The organism is Streptomyces sp. NPDC021115, assembly GCF_044333065.1.
In the GTDB taxonomy this organism is placed as follows: Bacteria; Actinomycetota; Actinomycetes; order Streptomycetales; family Streptomycetaceae; genus Streptomyces.
Window position 1 is genome coordinate 1 of the sequence record NZ_JBIRQF010000014.1, and the last position, 18,931, is coordinate 18,931.

The 18,931-nt window shown below is 69.9% G+C and carries 11 protein-coding genes, 1 tRNA gene and 1 rRNA gene; 12 read left to right on the plus strand and 1 reads right to left on the minus strand.

Annotated features, from left to right (window positions below; genetic code table 11):
- Positions 1–147 precede the first annotated feature (147 nt).
- From rrf to ACH4TL_RS32485, 3 genes are all read left to right on the plus strand, one after another.
- Positions 148–264, plus strand: a 5S ribosomal RNA gene (gene rrf, locus ACH4TL_RS32475).
- A 105-nt stretch (positions 265–369) separates the two neighbouring features.
- Complete coding sequence (locus ACH4TL_RS32480; RefSeq protein ID WP_398323693.1) at positions 370–1,068, plus strand: DegT/DnrJ/EryC1/StrS family aminotransferase; 699 nt, start codon at positions 370–372, stop codon at positions 1,066–1,068.
- Between the two features lie 66 nt (positions 1,069–1,134).
- Positions 1,135–1,207: transfer RNA gene (locus ACH4TL_RS32485), tRNA-Thr, on the plus strand.
- 121 nt (positions 1,208–1,328) lie between these two features.
- Here ACH4TL_RS32485 and ACH4TL_RS32490 read toward each other — a convergent pair.
- A complete protein-coding gene (locus ACH4TL_RS32490) occupies positions 1,329–3,962 on the minus strand; it encodes a SpoIIE family protein phosphatase (protein WP_398323710.1) in 2,634 nt (877 codons plus the stop codon).
- A 250-nt stretch (positions 3,963–4,212) separates the two neighbouring features.
- Between ACH4TL_RS32490 and ACH4TL_RS32495 the strand changes: the two genes are divergently transcribed.
- The 9 genes from ACH4TL_RS32495 to ACH4TL_RS32535 all read left to right on the plus strand — a co-directional run bounded on the left by ACH4TL_RS32495 (position 4,213) and on the right by ACH4TL_RS32535 (position 18,694).
- A complete protein-coding gene (locus tag ACH4TL_RS32495) occupies positions 4,213–9,792 on the plus strand; it encodes a HAMP domain-containing protein (protein WP_398323691.1) in 5,580 nt (1,859 codons plus the stop codon).
- A 297-nt stretch (positions 9,793–10,089) separates the two neighbouring features.
- On the plus strand, positions 10,090–10,764 hold the full coding sequence (locus ACH4TL_RS32500; RefSeq protein WP_009714629.1) for a two-component system response regulator: 675 nt from the start codon (positions 10,090–10,092) through the stop codon (positions 10,762–10,764).
- A 168-nt stretch (positions 10,765–10,932) separates the two neighbouring features.
- Positions 10,933–13,758 (plus strand): DNA translocase FtsK, encoded by a 2,826-nt coding sequence (locus ACH4TL_RS32505; protein WP_398323688.1) that lies wholly within the window; start codon positions 10,933–10,935, stop codon positions 13,756–13,758.
- Positions 13,759–13,948: 190 nt separating this feature from the next.
- Entirely contained in the window at positions 13,949–14,785 is an 837-nt protein-coding gene (locus ACH4TL_RS32510) for a helix-turn-helix domain-containing protein (RefSeq protein WP_398323686.1), read from the plus strand.
- A 68-nt stretch (positions 14,786–14,853) separates the two neighbouring features.
- Entirely contained in the window at positions 14,854–16,350 is a 1,497-nt protein-coding gene (rimO, locus tag ACH4TL_RS32515; RefSeq protein ID WP_398323684.1) for a 30S ribosomal protein S12 methylthiotransferase RimO, read from the plus strand.
- Positions 16,347–17,009, plus strand: coding sequence for a CDP-diacylglycerol--glycerol-3-phosphate 3-phosphatidyltransferase (pgsA, locus tag ACH4TL_RS32520; RefSeq protein WP_398323682.1), 663 nt, complete (start codon positions 16,347–16,349; stop codon positions 17,007–17,009). Before rimO ends, pgsA begins: the two co-directional genes overlap by 4 nt.
- Positions 17,006–17,557, plus strand: coding sequence for a CinA family protein (locus tag ACH4TL_RS32525; RefSeq protein ID WP_398323680.1), 552 nt, complete (start codon positions 17,006–17,008; stop codon positions 17,555–17,557). The genes pgsA and ACH4TL_RS32525 overlap by 4 nt, the downstream gene beginning before the upstream one ends.
- A gap of 109 nt (positions 17,558–17,666) precedes the next feature.
- Complete coding sequence (locus tag ACH4TL_RS32530; protein WP_398323678.1) at positions 17,667–18,050, plus strand: helix-turn-helix domain-containing protein; 384 nt, start codon at positions 17,667–17,669, stop codon at positions 18,048–18,050.
- 164 nt (positions 18,051–18,214) lie between these two features.
- Complete coding sequence (locus ACH4TL_RS32535) at positions 18,215–18,694, plus strand: Dps family protein (protein WP_398323676.1); 480 nt, start codon at positions 18,215–18,217, stop codon at positions 18,692–18,694.
- Positions 18,695–18,931 lie beyond the last annotated feature (237 nt).

Below are 18,931 nucleotides of genomic sequence, written 5' to 3' on the forward strand. Positions count from 1 at the left end.
GGTTGATAGGCCAGATATGGAAGCCGGGTGACCGGTGGAGTTGACTGGTACTAATAGGCCGAGGGCTTGTCCTCAGTTGCTCGCGTCCACTGTGTTGGTTCTGAAATAACGAACTGTGTCCATTCCGGTTTGTTTGTTTCATAGTGTTTCGGTGGTCATTGCGTTAGGGAAACGCCCGGTTACATTCCGAACCCGGAAGCTAAGCCTTTCAGCGCCGATGGTACTGCAGGGGGGACCCTGTGGGAGAGTAGGACGCCGCCGAACAAATTTTAGAGAGAGGCCTGTCGGAACTTCGGTTCCCGACAGGCCTCTCTTTTTGTTGTGTTGCGGGCCACTCGGTGTTCATGTTGCGTGGGCAACATGCCGTTCATGGGGACTCCAACGGATGAGTTGTGGCGTGAGTTGACCCGGGCGGGCGTACGGCCGGGCGACGAGGTGATCGTGCCGTCCTACGGCACACCCGAAGCGGCGGAGGCGGTCCTCCTCGCCGGCGCGCGGCCGGTGTTCGTGGACATCGACGCCCAGACCTTCTGCATACACCCGGACGCCGTGGCCGAGGCGCTGACGCCCCGCACCGCGGCCATCGTGGCCGTACACACCTTCGGACACCCGGCCGACATGGTGGGTCTCACCGCGCTGGGGCAGCTGCACGGCGTGCGGGTGATCGCACACGGCGCCGTCTACGAGCCGGCCGACGAGATCCTGCGCCGCCAGGCCAACGCGGCGTATCTGAACGGAAAGTTGCGCGGGGTCGTCACCCCCGAGTCCAGGCCCGGCATGGAACACACCTATCAGCAGTACGTCGTGAGGGTGCCGGGCAACGGGCGCCCGGACCGCGACGCGTTCGCCCGTACGCTGCGCTCTCGCGGCGTCGTATGCCACGTGCCCATTCAGACCCCGGCGCACCGTACGGCGCGCTTCCGGCGCGATCTGTGGCTCGCGGAGACGGAGCGGGCGGCCGACGAATGCCTCGCCCTTCCCGTCGACCCGGCCATGTCCCGGCGGGAGTTGCAGCGCGTGGTCTCGGCCTGCAACGCACTGGGAGGACTGTTGCAGTCAGCGGCCTGAGCGGCTGACGGGGCGGGTGGTCGAGAGCGCACTCGAGTTCGGGTATGATCTATCCCGTTGCCGCGCGCCCCAATAGCTCAGTCGGCAGAGCGTCTCCATGGTAAGGAGAAGGTCTACGGTTCGATTCCGTATTGGGGCTCTCCTGCGAAAGGCCCCCGCCAATTGGCGGGGGCCTTCGTCGTGTTGAGAGAAGTTGAAAGAAGACGTGCGGAAAGCCGATCGGGGGAGCCGGGGCACCATGGGCGCCCCGGCCGTGCCGCTCAGGCGTCCTGCGTCTCCGGGACGCGCATCGCCAGGATCGCCATGTCGTCGGACGGCGGTTCGGCCGCGAACCGCTCGACCGCGCGCAGCACCCGGGCGGCCACCGCTCCCGCGTTGAGCCCGGTGCAGGTGGTGAGGACGTCGATCAGCCCGTCGTCGCCGAGCATCCTGGTGCCCTCGCGCCGCTCCGTCACCCCGTCGGTGACGCACAGCAGGACGTCGCCGGGGTCGAGCGTCACCGTCTGCTCGTACAGCTCCAGGTCCTCCAGCACGCCGAGCAGCGGCTGCGGTTCGGCCGCCGCCTCGACGGAGCCGTCCTGGCGCAGCCGGAGCGGCAGCGGATGGCCCGCACAGACGACCTTGAGTACGGCGCTGCCGTCCTGCTGCGGCCACAGTTCGCCGTAGAGGAGGGTGAGGAAGCGGCTGCGGGCGCCCTCGTCGAGGATCGCCGCGTTGAGCCGCTCCAGGACCGCCGGACCGCCGAAGCCCTCCCGGGCGAGCAGCCGCAGCGCGTGCCGGGCGAGACCGGTGACCGCGGCGGCCTCCGGGCCGGTGCCGCAGACGTCGCCGATGGCGAAGCCGTACGCGCTGTCGTTGATCGGGAAGAGGTCGTAGAAGTCGCCGCCGACCTCGTTGCCCTCGCCCGCCGCGCGGTAGATGACCTCGACCTCGACACCGCCGGTGATCTCCGGAAGCGGCTCCGGCGGCAGCAGGCTGCGCTGGAGGGACTGGCTGATGGCGGTGCGCTCCGAGTAGAGCCGCGCGTTGTCGAGCGCGAGCGCCGCCCGGCGGGAGAGGTCCTCGGCCAGCTCCAGGTTCTCCTGGCGGAAGTGCTCGTCGGTGGGCTTGCCGAGGGTGAGCATGCCGATGACGCGGTTGCGGGCCACCAGCGGCAGGACGACCGTCTCGCCGCCGACGGCGGACGCGGTCGCGAGCGAGGCGCCCGGGCCCGAGGAGGGCCGGGCGGAGTCGCCGAGGCTCAGGCTGCGCAGCGAGGTGCGCAGCGCGGCCGCGTGGGCCGCCTCGTAGGGGCCGGTCCAGCCGCGGGCGCCGCCGGTGGGCACCTGCTCCGGTGGGTCGATCTTGGTGAGCAGGGCCTTGAGCCCGTCGATCCGGTCCTCGTCCTCATGCAGGACGTACGACAGCTCCGGGTCGGACGCCTGGTCGGCGACCGTATAGACGGCGCACCAGCTGGCCAGGGTGGGCACCGTCATCTGTGCCATGAGAGCCAGTGTCTGATCGCGGTCGAGCGTGCCCGCGAGGAGATCGGATGCCTCGACGAGGAACGACAGCGAGCCGCGGCGCAGCCGCTCCAGCTCGGTGAGGCGGGCGCGTTCGACGGCGAGCGCGATGCGGTCGGCCGCGAACTGGAGCCGCAGCGCCTCCTCGTTGCTGTAGCGGCCGGGGGCCTCGGCGGCGACGCCGAGCGAGCCGGTGAGCCGCCCCTCGACCTTGAGTGGGACCGTGACGACCGAGCGCATACCGGTGTTGACCAGCAGCGGCACCGCGCCGGGAACGGCGGACAGGTCCTCGTGGACGGCGGGCATCCGGGCCGACCCGTAGCGCCCGGTGCCCGCTTCGACGGGGACGCGGGCGAAGCGCTGCCGGGCGGACGGCAGGCCGGTGGAGGCGCGCACCTCCAGCTCGGTCTCGTCGTCGGTGGCGAGCAGCAGATAGGCGGCGTCCCCGTCGAGCATGTCGCGGGCGCGTTCGACGGTGCGCTGGAGGAGCCCGTCGAGGTCGTCGGGGGCGGGCGAGCCGATGAAGACCTCGAAGGCGTCGCTGGCCGGGCCGCGCTCGGAGGCATCGGAGGTGTCGGCCGCGGCGCCGCGCATCGGGCTCTGGAGCACGGCGCGCTCGCGGTCGCGGACGAGCAGACAGACGGTGGAGGGGGCGCCGTCGGCATCGCGGATGCGCAGGTGGGAGGCGTAGACGGGGGAGACCCGGCCGTCGGCGCCACGGATGCCGTACGAGCCCTCCCAGCGGGAGAGCTGGAGCGCCTCGGCGACGCCGGTGCTGGTGCCGGGGGTGTGCGGCCAGGCGGCGAGGTCGGTGAGGGGCTTGCCGACGATCTGTTCCGGGCTGTAGCCGAACAGTTCCTGAGCGTCGTCGTTCCAGGCGCTGATCAGGCCGTCGCTGTCGACCTGGACCACCGCGACCCGGACCCGGGAGTCGGCGATCGGCAGGGCGCTGGAGGGCAGCGCGGGCCCGGCGGCCCTCGTACCGGCCGGACGCTCGGGGAAGTCGAGCTGGAACCAGACCTGCTTGTGGGTCGCCGTATATTCGACACCCCAGCGGGCGGCGAGTGCGGCGCACAGTAGCAGACCGCGTCCGCCCTCGCGATCAGGGCTGCCGAAGTGATGGCCGCCGTTGCTCTGGAGCGGAACTTCCCGTTCGGGGTAGCGGTCGGCGACCTCGACGCGGACCCCGGTGTCCGCGCGGATGCAGACGACATCGGCGGTGGTGCCGGCGTGCACCACCGCGTTGGTGACAAGTTCGCTGGTCAGGACGACCGCGTCGTCCACGATGTCGGTCAGGCCCCAGCCCTGGAGGGTGTCCCGGACAAAGGTGCGGGCGGCGGCGACCGAGCGTCCCACCGGCTCGAAGGTGGCGGCTGCCCGCGCGGTGATCACAGGTCTCCTCATATGTGTCTCGGCGATCTGCTCACCCATGTCGCAGCGCCCCTCCGATGCCTGGCCGGATGCCAGGTTACTTACCTCAACCGCCCCCGCGAATGCCGGTCCGCCGTGATTCCACCCGGAGGGGGCTGGCGCCGGTATGCGATGCTGCCGAACTGTTATGGCCTGGTTGGGCCATGGTGAAACACTGGGCAAGCTGGAAGAAGAACCCGACGAGGATGGTCAACCCTGCGGGAGGGACACGGTGGAGTCTGGCGCAGCGGCGCGGGGCACGAATACGCGCGCGAAAGGCGGACGGTCCCGGAGCAATGGGACGACCGAAGTGGATACGGCGGCCCTGAACCGGCTGCTGACCGCGATGACGGCGATGCGGGACGGTAACTTCCGCAAGCGGCTGACGGTCTCGGGCGAGGGCGTCATGTCCGAGATCGCCGCGGTCTTCAACGAGGTCGCGGACCGGAATTTGCAGCTCACGGGCGAGCTGACCCGGGTGCGGCGGGTGGTCGGCCGTGAGGGAAAGCTCACCGAGCGGCTGGAGACCGGCGCCTGTGAGGGTCAGTGGGCGGCGGCTATTGACGCGTCCAACGCCTTGGTGGACGATCTTGTGCGGCCGGTGTCCGAGGTGGGCCGTGTGCTGTCCGCGGTCGCCGAGGGCGACCTGGAGCAGCGCATGGACCTGCGGGCCCAGGGTGCTGACGGGTCGGCGCATCCGCTGCGCGGTGAGTTCCTGAAGGTGGGGCGCACCGTCAACGGGCTCGTGGATCAGCTTTCGGCGTTCACCGACGAGGTGACGAGAGTCGCGAGCGAGGTCGGCACCGAGGGCAAGCTGGGCGGTCAGGCCCGGGTGCGCGGCATGTCGGGTTCGTGGAAGGACCTCACCGAGTCCGTCAACACGATGGCCTCCCGGCTCACCGCCCAGGTGCGGGACATCGCCCTGGTGACCACGGCGGTGGCCAAGGGTGACCTCTCCCGGAAGGTCACCGTCCATGTGTCCGGCGAAATGCTGGAGCTGAAGGAGACCGTCAACACGATGGTGGACCAGCTCTCCTCGTTCGCCGCCGAGGTGACGCGGGTCGCCCGCGAGGTGGGCACCGAGGGTGAACTGGGCGGTCAGGCGAAGGTGCCGGGCGTCGCGGGCGTCTGGAAGGACCTGACGGACTCCGTCAACCTGATGGCCGGGAACCTCACCGCCCAGGTGCGCGGGATCGCCCAGGTCACGACAGCGGTCGCCAACGGTGATCTGTCGCAGAAGGTGACGGTGAGCGCACGCGGCGAGGTCGCCCAGCTCGCCGACACGATCAACACGATGACGGAGACGCTGCGCACCTTCGCGGACGAGGTCACGCGGGTGGCAAGCGAGGTCGGCGCCGAGGGGCTGCTCGGCGGTCAGGCGCAGGTGCCGGGTGCGGCGGGTACGTGGAAGGACCTGACCGATTCGGTGAACACCGCGTTCCGTAACCTGACGGCGCAGGTGCGGGACATCGCGCAGGTGACGACCGCGGTAGCGAACGGCGACCTGTCGCAGAAGGTCACCGTGGACGTGGCCGGGGAGATGCTGGAGCTGAAGAACACCGTCAACACGATGGTGGATCAGCTCCAGTCCTTCGGCGCCGAGGTGACCCGGGTGGCCCGGGAGATCGGTGTCGAGGGTGAACTGGGCGGTCAGGCGCAGGTGCCGGGTGCGGCGGGTACGTGGAAGGACCTGACCGATTCGGTGAACACCGCGTTCCGCAACCTCACCGGGCAGGTGCGCAACATCGCGCAGGTGACGACCGCGGTGGCGAACGGCGACCTGTCGCAGAAGGTCACCGTCGACGTCTCCGGCGAGATGCTCAAACTGAAGAACACCGTCAACACGATGGTGGATCAGCTCTCCTCGTTCGCCGACCAGGTCACCCGCATGGCGCGGGACGTGGGCACCGAGGGCCGGCTGGGCGGTCAGGCCCGGGTGGACGGAGTCAGCGGCACCTGGAAGGACCTGACCGACTCCGTCAACTCGATGGCGGGGAACCTGACCTCGCAGGTGCGGGGTATCGCCCAGGTGACCACGGCGGTCGCCCGCGGCGATCTGTCGCAGAAGATCGAGGTGGACGCGCGCGGCGAGATCCTGGAGCTGAAGAACACCATCAACACGATGGTCGACCAGCTGTCCGACTTCGCCGAGCAGGTGACCCGGGTCGCCCGCGAGGTGGGTACGGACGGCCGGCTGGGCGGTCAGGCGCAGGTGCCCGGTGTCGCGGGCGTCTGGCGCGATCTGACCGACTCGGTGAACGGCATGGCGGGCAACCTGACCGCCCAGGTCCGTAACATCGCGCAGGTCGCCACGGCGGTCGCGCGCGGTGACCTCTCGCAGAAGATCGACGTCGATGCCCGGGGCGAGATCCTGGAGCTGAAGAACACCCTCAACACGATGGTCGACCAGCTGTCGTCCTTCGCGGAGGAGGTCACCAGGGTCGCCCGCGAGGTCGGCACCGAGGGTCAGTTGGGCGGTCAGGCCGAGGTGCAGGGGGTCTCCGGCACCTGGAAGGACCTGACCCAGTCCGTCAACGGCATGGCCAACAACCTGACGTCCCAGGTGCGTTCGATCGCCGAGGTGACGACGGCGGTAGCCAAGGGCGACCTGTCGAAGAAGATCACGGTGGACGCCAAGGGCGAGATCCTGGAGCTGGTCACCACGGTGAACACCATGGTGGACCAGCTGTCGTCGTTCGCCGAGCAGGTCACCCGGGTGGCCCGTGAGGTGGGCACGGAAGGCCAGTTGGGCGGTCAGGCCCGGGTGCCGGGCGTGACCGGCATCTGGAAGGACCTCAGCAACAACGTGAACCTGATGGCCAATAACCTGACCATCCAGGTGCGCAACATCTCGCAGGTCTCGGCCGCGGTCGCCAACGGCGATCTGACGAAGAAGGTCACGGTCGAGGCGCGCGGCGAGGTCGCGGCTCTGGCCGACACCGTCAACACGATGGTGACGACGCTGTCCTCGTTCGCGGACGAGGTCACCCGCGTGGCGCGCGAGGTGGGCACGGACGGCATCCTGGGCGGCCAGGCACGGGTGCCGGGCGTGTCGGGTACGTGGAAGGACCTCACCGAGTCCGTGAACTCGATGGCGTCCAACCTGACCGGACAGGTGCGGAACATCGCGATGGTCACCACGGCCATCGCCCAGGGTGACCTGACCAAGAAGATCGACATCGAGGCGCGGGGCGAGATCCTCGAACTCAAGACCACGATCAACACGATGGTGGACCAGCTGTCGTCCTTCGCCGACCAGGTCACCCGGGTGGCCCGTGAGGTGGGCACCGAGGGGCAGTTGGGCGGTCAGGCCCGGGTGCGGGACGTGGCGGGCACCTGGAAGGACCTCACCGAGTCGGTGAACGAGATGGCCGGGAACCTGACCCGTCAGGTGCGCGCCATCGCCGAGGTCGCGACCGCGGTGACCCGCGGCGATCTCAACCTCAAGATCGACGTCGATGCCTCCGGTGAGATCCAGGTCCTCCAGGACCACATCAACACCATGATCGCCAACCTGCGCGAGACCACCCTCGCCAACAAGGAGCAGGACTGGCTCAAGGGCAACCTCGCCCGCATCTCCGGTCTGATGCAGGGGCGGCGCGACCTGGAGGACGTCGCCCGGCTGATCATGAGTGAGCTGACGCCGGTGGTCTCCGCCCAGCACGGCGCGTTCTTCCTGGCGGTCCCGATCGGCGACGGCACCGAGGTGGTCGCGGACAGCACCGCAGAGGAGGGCTGGGAGCTGCGGCTGATCGGCAGTTACGGCTACTCCATCGGCTCGATGCCCACGTCCTTCCGGCCGGGCGAGACGCTCATCGGCACGGTCGCCGAGGAGAAGCGCCCGATCCTGGTGGAGAACGTGCCGCCGGGCTACCTCAAGATTGCCTCGGGGCTCGGAGAGGCGGCTCCGGCCCATGTGATCGTGCTGCCGGTGCTCTTTGAGGGGCAGCTGCTCGGGGTGATCGAGCTGGCCTCGTTCCAGCCGTTCGCACAGATCCAGAAGGACTTCCTCAACCAGATCGCCGAGATGATCGGCACCAGCGTCAACACCATCAGCGTCAACACCAAGACCGAGGTGCTGCTCAAGCAGTCCCAGGAGCTCACCGAGCAGCTGCGGGAACGGTCGGCTGAACTGGAGAACCGGCAGAAGGCGCTCCAGGCGTCCAACGCGGAGCTGGAGGAGAAGTCCGAGCGGCTGGCCCGGCAGAACCGCGACATCGAGGTCAAGAACACCGAGATCGAGGAGGCCCGGCAGGTCCTGGAGGAGCGCGCCGAGCAGCTCGCGGTGTCGATGCGCTACAAGAGCGAGTTCCTGGCGAACATGTCGCACGAGCTGCGCACGCCGCTCAACTCGCTGCTGATCCTCGCCAAGCTGCTCGCCGACAACGCCGAGGGCAATCTGTCGCCGAAGCAGGTGGAGTTCGCCGAGACGATCCACGGGGCTGGTTCCGACCTGCTCCAGCTGATCAACGACATCCTCGACCTGTCGAAGGTCGAGGCGGGCAAGATGGACGTCAGCCCGACGCGGATCGCGCTGGTCCAGCTCGTCGACTACGTGGAGGCCACGTTCCGTCCGCTGACCGCGGAGAAGGGCCTGGACTTCTCCGTCCGGGTCTCGCCGGAGCTTCCGGCGACGCTGCACACCGATGAGCAGCGGCTGCTCCAGGTGCTCCGCAACCTGCTGTCCAACGCGGTGAAGTTCACCGACGGCGGCGCCGTGGAGCTGGTCATCCGCCCGGCCGGGGTGGACGTGCCCAACGCCATCCGGGAACAGCTGCTGGAGCACGGCGCGTTGCGCGACCCGGAGGGCGAGATGATCGCCTTCTCGGTCACCGACACCGGTATCGGCATCGCCGCGAGCAAGATGCGGGTGATCTTCGAGGCGTTCAAGCAGGCCGACGGGACCACCAGCAGGAAGTACGGCGGCACCGGCCTCGGCCTGTCCATCAGCCGGGAGATCGCCCGGCTGCTCGGCGGTGAGATCCACGCGGCCAGTGAGCCGGGCCGCGGCTCGACCTTCACGCTGTACCTGCCGCTGTACCCCAGCGAGCTGCCGCCGCAGGGCTACCCGCAGCTCACGCCGGGCAGCGCTGGCCCGCCCGCGCTGGAGGCGTACGACCCGGCCGAGGACGCGGACGACGACGAGTCGGGGGCCGCGGCCGAGCGGGAGCCCGAGCACGACGTCACCGCAGACGCCACGGCGCAGCGGACCCGCGGCGCCGCCGGGCTCTTCCGGCGGCGTCAGCGGACCGAGCAGGAGCCGTCACAGGCGTCCGAGCCGCGGACGGCCGCGCCGGAGGTCCGCCGGAGCGGAGGCAACGGTGGAGTCGGTGGAGTCGGCAACGGGAGCCGGACCGGCGCCCGTCAGGCGCAGACCTCCGAGCCGTGGATGCTGGGCGGTCAGGATCTGGTGGCCCCGGAGCCGACGGGCGGCTTCCACGGTGAGAAGGTGCTCATCGTCGACGACGACATCCGTAACGTCTTCGCGCTCACCAGCGTGCTCGAACAGCACGGCCTTCAGGTGCTCTACGCCGAGAACGGCCGGGAGGGCATCGAAGTCCTGGAGCAGCACGACGATGTGGTGCTCGTCCTGATGGACATCATGATGCCGGAGATGGACGGTTACGCCACGACGGCGGCGATCCGCAGGATGCCGCAGTTCGCCGGGCTGCCCATCATCGCGCTCACCGCGAAGGCGATGAAGGGCGACCGGGAGAAGAGCATCGACGCGGGCGCGTCGGACTATGTCACCAAGCCCGTCGACACCGATCATCTCCTGACGGTGATGGAGCAGTGGATGTCGGATGAGTGACCAGGTGAAAGGCAGGGGGGTGTCCGATGGGACACCGGGCGCCCCCGTGGTGTTGACTGACTGTCGCCGAACACGTGTGGGAACGCGGGAACCGGGGAACCTTCTGGTCTCCCACCGCGTTTCTGCTACGTGCACAGTGACATCGCGGTGACAGGGTGTGGCGAACAGCGGGGTGCGGCTACCATGACCGGCACAAGGACGGGCGACGCAAGGGAGTCGTCCCCTGGGGCGGCGCCCGGTGCTTCCCCCAGCACATCGAGCTGGGGAGACCCCAAGCCGGGACGAGGAGGACGGGGCATGGTGCAGAAGGCCAAGATCCTCCTGGTCGATGACCGGCCGGAGAATCTGCTGGCGCTGGAGGCCATTCTCTCCGCGCTCGATCAGACCCTGGTGCGGGCATCGTCAGGGGAGGAAGCGCTCAAGGCGCTGCTGACGGACGACTTCGCGGTGATCCTGCTGGACGTCCAGATGCCGGGCATGGACGGTTTCGAGACCGCGGCGCACATCAAGCGGCGGGAGCGGACCCGGGACATCCCGATCATCTTCCTCACCGCGATCAACCACGGCCCGCACCACACCTTCCGCGGATACGCGGCGGGCGCGGTCGACTACATCTCCAAGCCCTTCGACCCGTGGGTGCTCAGAGCGAAGGTCTCGGTCTTCGTCGATCTGTACATGAAGAACTGCCAGCTGCGGGAGCAGGCCTCCCTGCTGCGGCTCCAGTTGGAGGGCGGCCAGCCGGCCGCCGGTGACAAGGAGTCGGCGGGGCTGCTGGCCGAGCTGTCCGCCCGGCTCGCCGCGGTGGAGGAGCAGGCCGAGGCGCTGTCCAAGCAGCTGGACGAGTCGGCCGACGCGGCGGCCGTGGCCACCGCGGCCCATCTGGAGCGCAAGCTCACCGGTCTGCGCCGGGCGCTGGACGCGCTGGAGCCCGGCGCGGGCAGCGGAGCCGGTCAGGTCCCCTCGCAGAACTAGCGGACGTCTCCTCGTCACCGCACGGCCACCCGGCCGTTGACGTCCTGTCACTCGCCCTTCACCGTCCGGTCGGTGCCGCGCCCGGATGCGACACGGGTGTGACGCCGGTGGCGCCGGATACCCCTGCCATACGTGCTCCGTACGGCGGACGCGGGTAATCTCGCACCCATGGCCTCTCGTACGTCCGGCAAGGGTTCCCAGAGCACGGCGGGCACCTCGAAGAAGCGCGCCGGGCAGTCCGGAGGCGCGGTGAAGAAGGCGCCCGCCAAGAAGGCGGTGGCCAAGAAGGCGCCCGCCAAGAAGCCGGCCGCGCCCGCGAAGAAGGCGGCCCCGAAGAAGAAGGCGGCCGCCAAGGCCGCCCCATCGCCCGCGCCCTACGCCACCAGCGGCGTGTACCGCGCCGCGCGCGCCCTCTGGATGGGCCTCGCGCGCGCCGTCGCGGCGATGTTCCGTTCCATAGGGCGCGGTGCGAAGGGGCTCGACCCGGCCCACCGCAAGGACGGCAGCGCGCTGCTGCTGCTCGCCCTGGCCCTCATCGTCGCGGCCGGGACCTGGTCCAGCCTTCAGGGGCCGGTCGGCGACCTGGTCGAGATGCTCGTCACCGGCGCCTTCGGCCGCCTGGATCTGGTGGTGCCGATACTCCTGGGCGCCATCGCCGGGCGGCTGTTCCTCCACCCCGAACGCCCCGAGGCCAACGGGCGGATCGTCATCGGCCTGTCCGCGCTGGTGATCGGCATCCTCGGCCAGGTCCACATCGCCTGCGGCGCGCCCGGGCGCGGCCAGGGCGACGCGGCGATCCAGGACGCGGGCGGGCTGATCGGCTGGGCCGTCTCCAAGCCGCTGATCTACGCGATGGGCGAGGTGCTGGCCGTACCGCTGCTGGTGCTGCTCACCGTCTTCGGGCTGCTGGTCGTCACCGCGACACCGGTCGCCGCGATTCCGCAGCGGCTGCGGGCGCTCGGCGTCCGGCTCGGCCTGGTGCACGACGAGGAGCAGGCGTACGGCCACGACAGCGACGCCGCCGACGGGTACGCCGACGAATGGCGCGAGAAGCCCGCCAGGCGGCCTCGCAGGACCTCGCTGGACAAAGATCCCGCGGACGGCGCGAGCGACCCCGAGCAGGCCGAGGAGGAGGCGCTGCGCAAGCGTCGGCGCTCGCGCCGGCAGTCGTCCGTCCAGCCGCCGCTGGACCGCCCCAAGGACGCCGTGGACGTGGCGGCCGCCGCGGCCGCCTCGCTGGACGGCGCGGTGCTGCACGGCGTCCAGCCCTCACCGCTCGTCGCCGGGCTCAGCAGCGGCATCTCGGGCGAGCACGACGACCACGACGACACCTCCGGCACAGGATCGCGGGACTCCGGCAAGGCCGTGCCGGACAAGCCCGCGGCGGGCAAGGGCGCGAAGGGCCGCGGGGACGGTTCCGCCGCCTCCGGGCGCGCCGAGGTCCCCGACCTCACCCGGCCCAGCGACGAGCCGGGCGAGCCGCTGCCGCCGCGCGCCGAACAGCTCCAGCTCTCCGGCGACATCACCTACTCCCTGCCCTCGCTCGACCTGCTGGAGCGCGGCGGCCCCGGCAAGACCCGCAGCGCCGCCAACGACGCGGTGGTGGAGTCGCTGTCGAAGGTGTTCTCGGAGTTCAAGGTGGACGCCGCGGTCACCGGCTTCACCCGCGGTCCGACGGTCACCCGCTACGAGGTCGAGCTGGGCCCGGCGGTCAAGGTCGAGCGGATCACCGCGCTGACCAAGAACATCGCGTACGCCGTCGCCAGCCCCGATGTGCGGATCATCAGCCCGATCCCCGGCAAGTCGGCGGTCGGCATCGAAATCCCCAACAGCGACCGCGAGATGGTCAACGTCGGGGACGTGCTGCGCTCGGCCGACTCGTGGGGCGAGACGCATCCGATGGTCGTCGCGCTCGGCAAGGACGTCGAAGGCGGCTATGTGGCGCACAACCTGGCGACCATGCCGCATGTGCTGGTGGCCGGGGCGACCGGTTCCGGAAAGTCGTCGTGCATCAACTGCCTGATCACATCGATCATGGTGCGGGCGACCCCGGACGACGTACGCATGGTGCTGGTCGACCCCAAGCGCGTGGAGCTGACCGCGTACGAGGGCATTCCGCATCTGATCACACCGATCATCACCAATCCCAAGCGCGCGGCCGAGGCCCTGCAATGGGTCGTCCGCGAAATGGATCTCCGGTACGACGATCTCGCCGCGTTCGGCTTCCGTCACATCGACGACTTCAACGCCGCGGTGCGCGCCGGAAAGGTGAAGCAGCCCGAGGGCAGCGAGCGGGAACTCAAGCCGTATCCGTATCTGCTGGTGATCGTCGACGAGCTCGCGGACCTGATGATGGTCGCCCCGCGGGACGTCGAGGACTCGATCGTGCGGATCACCCAGCTGGCCCGGGCGGCGGGCATCCACCTGGTGCTGGCCACCCAGCGGCCGTCCGTGGACGTCGTCACCGGCCTGATCAAGGCGAACGTGCCCTCGCGGCTCGCCTTCGCCACCTCCTCGCTGGCAGACAGCCGGGTCATCCTGGACCAGCCGGGCGCCGAGAAGCTGATCGGCAAGGGCGACGGGCTGTTCCTGCCGATGGGCGCGAGCAAGCCGGTCCGGATGCAGGGCGCGTTCGTGACCGAGGAGGAGATCCAGGCGGTCGTCACGCACTGCAAGGAGCAGATGGCGCCGGTCTTCCGGGACGACGTCACGGTCGGGACGGCGAAGAAGAAGGAGATCGACGAGGAGATCGGCGACGATCTCGATCTGCTGTGCCAGGCCGCTGAGCTGGTGGTTTCCACCCAATTCGGGTCCACGTCGATGCTCCAGCGCAAGCTGCGGGTGGGGTTCGCCAAGGCGGGCCGGCTGATGGATCTCATGGAGTCGCGCGGGGTGGTCGGCCCGAGCGAGGGCTCCAAGGCGCGCGATGTGCTCGTCAAGCCGGATGAATTGGATGGCGTGCTCGACGTGATCCGCGGTAAGGCTCACTCGTAAGGGTATGGCGGGCAACCGTTTCCCCTGCCGAGACGTCAAGTTGAGGGAGGTGGCGGAGTGACGTCCCAAGATCTTGGTTACAGGTCAATCCCGATGGCGGACAAACTCCGTCCTCCCGCTTGCCCGACCCTTTCGCCCCACCCCTAGACTGAACCTCCAGCAGGTGGCTACACGCTCGAAAGGCGCCCCCGTGTCCATCGGCAACGCTCTCGAAGACGGCAACTCCCCCGAAGAAGACCGGCCTTCCGTCGGTCGCGCACTCCAGCAGGCCCGCATCGCCGCGGGGCTGACCGTCGACGAGGTCAGTTCCGTCACTCGGGTGCGCGTCCCCATAGTGCAGGGGATCGAGCAGGACGACTTCTCCCGCTGCGGCGGGGATGTGTACGCCCGGGGGCACATTCGTGTGCTCGCGCGCGCCGTCCGGCTCGACCCGGCGGCCTTGATCAACCAGTTCGACGCCGAGCACGGCGGCCGGCCCGAGCCGACCCCGGCGGCGCCGCTGTTCGACGCCGAACGCATCCGCCCCGAACCCCGCCGCCCGAACTGGACGGCCGCGATGGTCGCCGCGATCGTCGCCGTCGTCGGATTCGTCGGCTTCACGCTTTTCAGTGGTGGCGACAAGAACGACGGCTCCTCGGTCGCCGACGAGACCGGCTCCGCCAAGCCGACCGCGTCCACCTCCAGGAGCCCCAGCGCCGCGCCCAGCAAGTCGCCCGGCGAGCGGAAGCCCGAGCCCTCCGAGAGCGCCATCGCGGGCGTCCCGGCGGACAAGGTCACCGTGAAGCTGACCGCGGAAGACGGCCAGAGCTGGATCTCCGCGCAGGACCACAACGGGCGGCTGATGGAAGAGGGCGTGCTGCGGAAGGGCCAGTCCAAGACCTTCAGCGACAGCAAGCGCATCGACCTGGTGCTGGGCAACGCCGGGGCGATCAAGCTCTTCGTGAACGGCAAGGAAGTCAAGAACCTCAGGGACAGCGGCACTGTCCAGCGCCTGAGCTACACCAAGGGCGATCCCGAAGCGGGCTGACCAGCCCGGCGACGGGGGTGGCAGACCTGGCAGCGGAGGGCGGGGCTGCGACAAAGTAGTCTGAGCCCATGCCCGAACGCCGCACTGTCGCCCTTGTCACTCTTGGCTGCGCCCGTAACGAGGTGGACTCGGAGGAGCTCGCAGGCCGCTTGGCGGCGGACGGTTGGGAGCTCGTCGAGCAAGCCACCGACGCCGACGTCGCCGTCGTCAACACCTGCGGCTTCGTCGAGGCCGCCAAGAAGGACTCGGTCGACGCCCTGCTGGAGGCGAACGATCTGAAGGACCACGGCCGCACCCAGGCGGTCGTGGCCGTCGGCTGCATGGCCGAGCGGTACGGCAAGGAGCTGGCCGAGGCGCTGCCCGAGGCCGACGGGGTGCTCGGCTTCGACGACTACGCCGACATCTCCGGCCGGTTGCAGACCATCCTCTCCGGCGGCATCCACGCCTCCCACACCCCCCGCGACCGGCGGAAGCTGCTGCCGATCAGCCCCGCCGAGCGGCAGGACAGCTCCGCCGTGGCCCTGCCCGGCCACGCCCAGGACACCCCGCCCGAGGACCTGCCCGCCGGTGTCGCCCCGGCCTCCGGCCCGCGCGCCCCGCTGCGCCGCAGACTCGGCAACAGCCCCGTCGCCTCCGTGAAGCTCGCCTCCGGATGCGACCGGCGGTGCTCCTTCTGCGCCATCCCGTCCTTCCGGGGCTCGTTCATCTCCCGCCGTCCCTCCGATGTGCTGGGTGAGACCCGCTGGCTGGCCGAGCAGGGGGTGAAGGAGATCATGCTGGTCTCCGAGAACAACACCTCCTACGGCAAGGACCTGGGCGACATCCGGCTGCTGGAGACGCTGCTGCCCGAGCTGGCCGCGGTGGACGGGATCGAGCGGATCCGGGTCAGCTACCTCCAACCCGCCGAGATGCGGCCCGGGCTGATCGACGTGCTGACCTCCACCGAGAAGGTCGCCCCGTACTTCGACCTGTCCTTCCAGCACTCCGCGCCCGCCGTGCTGCGCCGGATGCGCCGCTTCGGTGACACCGACCGCTTCCTGGAGCTGCTGGAGGCGATCAGAAGCAAGGCGCCGCAGGCAGGCGCCCGGTCCAACTTCATCGTCGGATTCCCCGGCGAGACCGAGGACGACCTGGCCGAGCTGGAGCGTTTCATCAGTGAGGCGCGGCTCGACGCGATCGGCGTGTTCGGGTACTCGGACGAGGACGGCACCGAGGCCGCGGGCTACGAGGAAAAGGTCGACCCGGACGAGGTCGCCGACCGGCTGGAGCACATCTCGCGGCTCGCCGAGGAGCTGACCGCCCAGCGGGCGGACGAGCGGCTCGGCGAGACCGTCACGGTGCTGGTGGACGAGATCGACGACTCCGGCGCCGTACTGGGCCGGGCCGCCCACCAGGCGCCCGAGACCGACGGGCAGACCCTGCTCCGCACGTCGGCACGGCCCGCCGCGGGACGTATGGTCGAAGCGAAGGTGATCGCGGCGGAGGGAGTGGACCTCGTCGCGGAGCCGCTGGAACCGCTGGAGCAGCGGGCCGGCGGCGTGCATACGGAGGAGGCGGCCAGATGACAGGCGTCCCGGCCTCCGCCGCGGGGAGCCACCACCGGGCCGCCGCGGCCGCCCGGCCTGCCGGATTGTGGAACATCGCCAACATCCTCACCATGGCGCGCCTGGTCTTGGTGCCCGGCTTCGTCCTGTTGATGCTCCACAACGGCGGATACGACCCGGCCTGGCGCGCCTATGCCTGGGCCGCCTTCGCCATCGCCATGATCACCGACCTGTTCGACGGGCATCTGGCCCGCCGGTACAACCTGGTCACCGACTTCGGAAAGATCGCGGACCCCATCGCGGACAAGGCGATCATGGGGGCGGCGCTGATCTGTCTGTCGGCCCTGGGCGATCTGCCATGGTGGGTGACCGGTGTGATCATCTTCCGTGAGCTGGGGATCACCCTGATGCGGTTCTGGGTGATCCGGATCGGGGTCATCCCGGCCAGCCGCGGCGGGAAGATGAAGACCCTCGCCCAGGGCGTGGCCGTGGGGATGTACATCCTCGTGCTCACCGGGCCGCTGGCCACGCTGCGGTTCTGGGTGATGGCCGTGGCCGTCGCCCTGACCGTCCTCACCGGCCTCGACTACGTACGGCAGGCCCTGGTGCTGCGCCGGGCGGGCCGCGCGGCGGAGAGCGGCGGTGCGGGGGAGGAGCCCGAGCAGGAACCGGCCCGATGAGCGGCGACGAGACGGCGTCGGCCGGGGCCGATGCGGCTCGGGCCGGTGCGGCCGACGTCCTGGCGCTGCTGACGCGGCGCGGCCAGACCGTGGCCGTCGCCGAGTCCCTGACCGGCGGCCTGGTGGCCGCCGAGCTGACCGCCGTGGACGGGGCCTCCCGCGCCTTCCGCGGCTCGGTGACCGCGTACGCCACCGACCTCAAGCGCGAGCTGCTGGGCGTGGACGGCGCGCTGCTGGCCGAGCGCGGGGCGGTGGACGCGGAGGTCGCCCGGCAGATGGCCCGGGGCGTACGGCGCGCACTGGGCGCCGACTGGGGCGTGGCGACCACCGGTGTGGCGGGTCCCACACCGCAGGACGGACAGCCGGTGGGCACCGTCCATGTGGCGGTCGCCGGGCCCTCGAACAGACCGGCGGCAGCGGCGCTGCGGCTGGAGGGGGACCGGGCCGGAATCCGCGCACAGAGCGTCAGCGCGGCGGTCAAGCTGCTGTTCAGCGAATTGATCGCGACAGCGGGGGCACAGGATACGGAACAACACGGCGAATTTTGATGTTTGCAGCCCTGAGTGAACACGACATCGCTCCCCGCACGGGCACAGCCAGAGGCGGTACGGTGGGGCGAGAAGGATCCGGATCCGAGGTCCGAGGAGGGAGCCAGCGATGATTCTGCTCCGTCGCCTGCTGGGTGACGTGCTGCGCCGGCAGCGCCAGCGCCAGGGCCGTACTCTGCGCGAGGTTTCCTCCTCCGCCCGGGTGTCGCTCGGCTATCTGTCAGAGGTCGAGCGCGGGCAGAAGGAAGCCTCGTCCGAGCTGCTGTCGGCGATCTGCGACGCCCTGGACGTACGGATGTCACAGGTCATGCGCGAGGTCAGCGACGAACTGTCGCTCGCGGAGCTGGCGGAGTCGGCCACGGCGAGCGAGAAGGTGCCAGCACCGATGCGGCCCATGCTCAACTCGGTGTCCGTCACCTCGGTGACGGGCGTCCCCGACGAGCGGGTGACCATCAAGCAGCCCAAGGAGGCCGTGGACGTCGTGGCGGCCTGACGGCCCCATGGGCCCCGAGCCCTGACGTCAGCGCGGAAGCTCTTCGAGCCCCCGGCCGGTAGCGATACCGGTCGGGGGCTCGATGTTTGACCGGCGGCTTTCAGGTCACCTGACTGGTGGAGAGGTAATCAAGGGGGGCTAAACGGTCGAACAGGAGGAAGTGGATGTCTGTGGTCAAGAGCCCGCTCGCCGAGGAGAACCTCAAGGTCGTCAGCGACGCTCTGCAAGGCGCCCTCGTCGACCTCGTCGACCTCGCACTGGTGGGCAAGCAGATCCACTGGACGGTCATCGGACCGCGTTTCCGCACGGTTCACTTCCAGCTCGATGATGTGGTGTCGACGGCCAGGACGCACGCCGACACCGTCGCGGAGCGTGCCTCGGCGCTCGGGATAGCGCCGGACGGACGGGCCGAGACGGTGGCCAAGCAGAGCGTCATCCGCAACGTCAAGGAGGGCTGGACCCAGGACACGGACGCCGTGAGGGCGCTCGTGGACGCGCTGGGGGCCGTGATCGCGCGCATGCGTGAGCGCATCGCCGCGACGGACGAGCCGGATCCGGTGACGCAGGACATTCTCATCGGGCTCACCCGGGACCTGGAGAAGCATCACTGGATGTTCCAGGCGGAGAACGTCAACGGACACTGAGCGACGAGACAGGACAGGGGCGGTACTTCCGCTCGCACCCTGTGTGGTCATCGCCGGGGCAAGGCCCCCCGCCGCCCGGCGATGGCCGCACAGTCTGCGAGCTGACGGACGTCGGCTCATGGGCCCGCCGCGGGCGTGCCCCGCTCTGGGTGCGCCCCGCGGTGCGGCTGGGCACACTGGGGGAGCGCGGGGGTCCGACACGCGCTGACGGGCCTCCTGTGCGCCCTCCCGCCGCGT